This is a genomic window from Pseudoduganella sp. RAF53_2 (assembly GCF_052113985.1).
Lineage (GTDB): Bacteria > Pseudomonadota > Gammaproteobacteria > Burkholderiales > Burkholderiaceae_D > Rugamonas.
Window position 1 is genome coordinate 1 of the sequence record NZ_JBFRDW010000410.1, and the last position, 5,450, is coordinate 5,450.

The 5,450-nt window shown below is 65.6% G+C and carries 7 protein-coding genes; all 7 read left to right on the plus strand.

Features of this window, described 5'->3' with window-relative positions; translation table 11 throughout:
- On the plus strand, positions 1-1,179 hold a 1,179-nt coding region (locus AB4Z11_RS21475), incomplete at its 5' end, for a malonate decarboxylase subunit alpha (protein ID WP_442027551.1).
- Positions 1,180-1,188: 9 nt separating this feature from the next.
- Entirely contained in the window at positions 1,189-1,503 is a 315-nt protein-coding gene (mdcC, locus tag AB4Z11_RS21480; protein WP_442027552.1) for a malonate decarboxylase acyl carrier protein, read from the plus strand.
- Entirely contained in the window at positions 1,500-2,384 is an 885-nt protein-coding gene (locus AB4Z11_RS21485) for a biotin-independent malonate decarboxylase subunit beta (RefSeq protein WP_442027554.1), read from the plus strand. The genes mdcC and AB4Z11_RS21485 overlap by 4 nt, the downstream gene beginning before the upstream one ends.
- 2 nt (positions 2,385-2,386) lie before the next feature.
- Positions 2,387-3,103, plus strand: a complete 717-nt coding sequence (gene mdcE, locus AB4Z11_RS21490; protein ID WP_442027555.1) for a biotin-independent malonate decarboxylase subunit gamma — start codon at positions 2,387-2,389, stop codon at positions 3,101-3,103.
- A complete protein-coding gene (gene mdcG, locus AB4Z11_RS21495) occupies positions 3,087-3,737 on the plus strand; it encodes a malonate decarboxylase holo-[acyl-carrier-protein] synthase (RefSeq protein WP_442027556.1) in 651 nt (216 codons plus the stop codon). The genes mdcE and mdcG overlap by 17 nt, the downstream gene beginning before the upstream one ends.
- Positions 3,734-4,687, plus strand: coding sequence for a triphosphoribosyl-dephospho-CoA synthase MdcB (mdcB, locus tag AB4Z11_RS21500; protein ID WP_442027557.1), 954 nt, complete (start codon positions 3,734-3,736; stop codon positions 4,685-4,687). The genes mdcG and mdcB overlap by 4 nt, the downstream gene beginning before the upstream one ends.
- The coding region (locus AB4Z11_RS21505; RefSeq protein ID WP_442027558.1) for an ACP S-malonyltransferase at positions 4,684-5,450 on the plus strand (767 nt) is incomplete at its 3' end. The genes mdcB and AB4Z11_RS21505, both read left to right, overlap by 4 nt.

Consider the following 5,450-nt stretch of genomic DNA (forward strand, 5'->3'; position numbering starts at 1 on the left):
ATCTACACCGGTCCGAACACCGAGGACACGCCGGTCATCGTGGAAGCGACCAGCTTCAAGAACGGCATCGTGATCGTTCAGGTCAACAAGATCATGGACGAACTGCCGCGTATTGACATTCCGGGTGACTGGGTGGACTTCGTGGTCGAATCGCCGACGCCCTACTATATTGAGCCACTGTTCACGCGCGATCCAGCGCAGATCTCCGAAATCCAGGTGCTGATGGCCATGATGGCGATCAAGGGCATCTATGCCGAATACGAAATCAAGCGCCTGAACCACGGCATCGGTTTCGACACGGCTGCCATCGAATTGCTGCTGCCGACCTATGGCGAGTCGCTGGGTCTGCGCGGCAAGATCGCGACCAACTGGGCGCTGAATCCGCACCCTGCCCTGATTCCCGCCATCGAGGCGGGCTTCGTGGATTCGATCCATTCCTTTGGCTCCGAGCTGGGCATGGAGAACTACATTCGTGCACGGCCTGACATTTTCGCGGTCGGTCCGGACGGCTCCATGCGCAGCAACCGTGCTTACTGCCAGGCGGCGGGGCACTATGCCTGTGATATGTTCATCGGCTCGACCTTGCAGATCGACCTGCAAGGCAACTCGTCCACCGCTACCCTGGGCCGTATCGCAGGCTTCGGCGGGGCGCCGAATATGGGCGCCGATGCGCGCGGCCGCCGCCACGCCAGTCCAGCGTGGCTGAAGGCCGGCGAGCAGGCCCGTGCCGGTACCAGCGCCATTCCGCGCGGCCAGAAGCTGGTGGTGCAGATGGTGGAAACCTTCCGCGAGCATATGCAGCCTGCCTTCGTTGAAAGGCTGGATGCGTGGGAACTGGCCGAACAGGCCAAAATGGCTATCCCGCCCGTGATGATCTACGGTGACGACGTCACCCACATCCTTACCGAGGAAGGCATCGCCAATCTGCTGATGTGCCGCACCGCGGAAGAACGCGAGCAGGCCATTCGCGGCGTAGCGGGCTATACGCCAGTCGGTCTGGCGCGCAACAAGCGTATGGTCGAAGACTTGCGCGACCGCGGCATCATCACGCGCGCCGAAGACCTCGGCATCGACAAGCGCCAGGCTACGCGCGATCTGCTGGCGGCAAAGAACATGAAAGACCTGGTGCGGGCATCCGGCGGTCTGTACGATCCGCCGAAGCGCTTCCGCAACTGGTAGGAGCGAACTATGGAAACACTCAATTACCGATTCGAACAAGGTTCCCGCAAGCTGGCCAATGAGCCGAAGATTGTAGGCGTGGTCAGTTCAGGCAATCTGGAAGTCCTGATCGAGAGCGCGTCACTGAACGATGCCTGCGAAATCAACATCAAGACTGCCGCCGTCGGCTTCGGCCCGATCTGGCAGGCCGTGATGCAGGACTTTCAGCAGCGCTGGCAACTGGCCGACACCCGCATCTCGATCAACGATATGGGCGCCACGCYCGCCGTAGTCAGCCTGCGCATGGACCAGGCAGTGGAAACCATGCTGGGAGAGGCCAAATGAGCAGCTACCTGGAAGCCAATGCACGCGAGCGCCTGGCGCTGTTCGATTCGTTCGAAGAATTCGTCAGTCCCGCGCAGCGCGTGGTCAGTCCGCATCTGGCGCAACTGAACGCACCGGTGGCCTTTGATGATGGCGTGGTCGTCGGCCGCGCACGGCTGGGCGACGCTACTGTATTTGCTGCTGCCCAGGAAGGCGGCTTTATGGGCGGCGCCGTCGGCGAGGTCCATGGCGCCAAGCTGGTCGGGCTCCTGCGCCGCGCTGTTGCCGAGCGCCCCGATGCCGTGGTGCTGCTGCTGGAAACCGGCGGCGTTCGATTGCACGAAGCCAATGCCGGTCTGATCGCGGTGTCCGAAGTAATGCGCGCGGTGCTGGATGCGCGCGATGCGGGCATTCCCGTGATCGTACTGATCGGCGGTTCGAACGGCGCGTTTGGCGGCATGGGTATCGTGGCCCGCTGCGCGAATACGCTGATTATTTCCGAAGAAGGCCGCCTGGCAATGTCCGGCCCCGAAGTGATTGAGACGGCCAACGGTGTTGAAGAATTCGACTCGCGCGACCGCGCGCTGGTGTGGCGCACCACAGGCGGCAAGCATCGCTATCTGATGGGCGATGTGCATCGCATCGTGGACGACAGCATTCCATCCTTCCGCGCTGCCGCGATGGAAGCCGTCGCAGCAGCCAAACAAGGCCCTGTCGCTCTGACGCTGGAAGCATTGGAAGCAGAGCAGCACATGCTGGAGCAGCGCATCGCCCGTTTCGGCGCCCTGCCCGATCCGCTCGACGTCTGGGCCGCCATGGGCGTCGCTAAACCCTCCGACGTGCCCATGCTCGACGTGGAAGCATTCACGGCCGCCGCCAACCCGCACCGCCAGGGAGCTTGAAGATGGACTGGAACACACTGGCAAACGCCCTCTTCCCACAGGGCCACGATATCACCGAACACGATCAGTTCCTGAGCGGCTCCGCAACGGTTGAGGGCCAGACGGTCACCGTCATCGGCACTACCGGCCACGCACCAATTGGTGTGGAAATCGCGCTGGCGCAGGCCAAGGCGATTCTGGCGACCGTACGTTCGCATCCGGGGCGTCCGATCGTCATGCTGGTCGACACGCAAGGCCAGCGCCTGCGCCACCGCGACGAGATGTTGGGCATCAATAGCTATATGGCTCACTTGGGCAAATGCGTGGACCTGGCCCGCCGTAAAGGGCACCGCGTGATTGGTCTGGTGTACGACCAGGCGCTATCCGGGGGCTTCATTACGAGCGGCTTGATGGCCGATTCCTGTTATGCGCTGCCCGATGCGACGATCCGCGTGATGGCGCTGGCAGCGATGGCGCGCATCACCAAGGTGCCAGAGGAGACGCTGACCGAGCTGGCCAAGAGCAATCCGGTATTTGCGCCGGGTCCGGAGAACTATCTGCGCATGGGCGGCTTACAGGCGATCTGGCAAGGCGACCTGGCCGCTTCGCTGGCCTCCGCCCTCGCCGACGCACCGCGTACCGACCAGCGCAGCGCGCTAGGCCTGGCCCGTGGCGGACGCAAAATGGCGCAGCCAGTCATTGACGCCATCATGAGCGGCACCCATGTTCGCGCGGCATGACTTAGTCTGGCTCAAGCCTGCCGCCTGGGACGCTCTCTGCACAGCGCAAGCGGCCACGCTCGCTGCCCTGCAACGCTGGCGCGATGCGGACTGGCCTCTGATCGTGCGCCGCCGCGAGCCCGACACACCGGACGACATCGTCTGCGCGGGCATCGCTGTGCCGCCCGATGCGGACGGCACGAAACTGCGCCTTCCTCTGATGGTCCCCGCCTCGCACATCGCCCATCACCGCGCCCCGCTCGCCCTGCACGAAGTCCTGCCCGCCCTCCCTGAGCGCTGGCATGCCGCCTTCGACGCTTTCGCTGAAGACGCAGCGGCCTACGACATGCGCGTCTACGGCTCGCTGGCCCTGCAAGCCCTGACCGGCCAGCCCTACTTGCGCGATGGTTCCGATATCGACGTCCAGTTCCGTCCATCGAGCATCCAGCAACTTGATGAAGGCAGCAGGCTGCTCGCCTTCCATCTCGCCAACCTGCCGCTGGACGGCGAAATCGCCTTCCCCAACGCCCGCGCCGTCGCATGGAAAGAATGGCACGCCGCCCGCGAGAATACAGCGCGTGTATTGGTCAAAGCCACCGGGTCCGTGCACCTCGCCACCACAGATTCGCTGCGCGCCGCGCTGGAGAACGCATGACTACCTCCGCCCCAGCCATTCCCGGCCGCCCAAGCCCGCACCCTAGCGCGACTCAGGGCCTTGCGCCGGGGCGCCAGCCCGCGCGCGCGCCCGCAGCTTGCGCAACATCAGTCCGCGCTGCGCGCCTGCTATCACGGGAAGTCGCCCGCCGCGCCGTGCGGGCGCTGTACATCGAGCTGGCCCTCTACCCCAAACCCGGCCTGGTCTCCTTCATCGACACCGGCAGCCATGCCGATATGGACGCCACCACCTTCCTGCGTAGCCTGTTCTCGCTGCGCCATTACTTCGCCCACATTTGCGAAGCGGGCTACCACGACGCGCCGTTTGCAGAACTGAAGCGCCTCGGTATCGCCGCCGAAAAGCGCATGCTGGCCGCCACGCGCGGCATCAACACGCATCGCGGCGCGATCTTCTGCGTCGGCCTGCTGTGCGCGGCCATGGGGCGCCTGCGCGCGCAAAACATGACGCTGACGCCAGCCGCCCTGCGCACCGCCCTGCTGCTGCGCTGGAGCGAAGAACTGGCCGCGCACACGCAAGCCAGCGGCAGTTCCCACGGCCTGCAAGCCGCCGCCCAGCATGCCGCCAGCGGTGCGCGTGAAGAAGGCGCGCTTGGCCTGCCATCCGTATTCGAAATCGGTCTTCCGGCCCTGCAGCGGACGCTCGAACGCGGCGCACCAATGCTGCATGCCCGCATCGACGCGCTGTTCGCGCTGATGGGCCATATCAGCGATACCAACGTCTATCACCGCGGCGGCGCCGATGGCGCGCGCATCGTCCGCGATTCGGCGCAGCGTTTCATGGAACGTGGCGGAACGCAGCATCCGCAGTGGCGCGAGGCAGCGCTGGATTGTCATCTTACGTTTGTTGACCGCCGTCTGTCGCCGGGCGGTGCGGCCGACCTGCTGGCGGCAACCTGCTTCGTTCACAGCCTGGTCACGCTGCCACCATGAGAAGCCGTCTGCTGATTCTCTGCCCCGGACAAGGTGGGCAGCATGCGGCCATGTTCGATCTGGCGCGCGGCGATGCACGCGCGGCGGCCTTGCTCGATTCATTGGCCATCGCCGCCGATGGCGACATTTTCAGCAATCAGCGCGCGCAGCCTGCCATTGTCGCTGCCGGGTTGGCAATGTGGATGGCCTTGCGCGAGCATTGCCCGGCGCCCGCGCTGGTGGCTGGCTACAGCATTGGCGAGCTGACGGCGTATGGGGTTGCCGGGGCGCTCGACATTCCACAGGCCGTGGCGCTGGCCCGGCGCCGCGCGGAGTTGATGGACGCTTGCGTTCGCGAGCCGCAGGCAATGGTCGCCATTACCGGCCTGTCAGCGCGCACGCTCGCGCCGATGCTCGCGCCGCATGGCTTTCACGTTGCGATTGAGACCAGTGAGCACAGCGTGATCGCCGGCGGCCCGGCCGACGCGGCGCACGCGCTCATGCAGTCTGTCGCTGCGGCGGGCGCCCGCGCGCAGCAACTGCCCGTCGCCGTCGCCTCGCACACGCCCGCAATGGCCAGCGCCGTCGCGCCCTTCGCCGACGCATTACGCGCCGCCTCATGGCGCCCCAGCGCCGCCCCAGTCCTCGGCGGCATCGACGCCGCCCCCGTACGCGTCACGGCCGCGACAACAAAGCCAGCGATATCGGCAGCGGCGACAGCGGCAGCGGCAGCGGCAGCGGCAGCGGGAGCGGGAGCGGGAGCGGGAGTCGCGCATCGCGATTC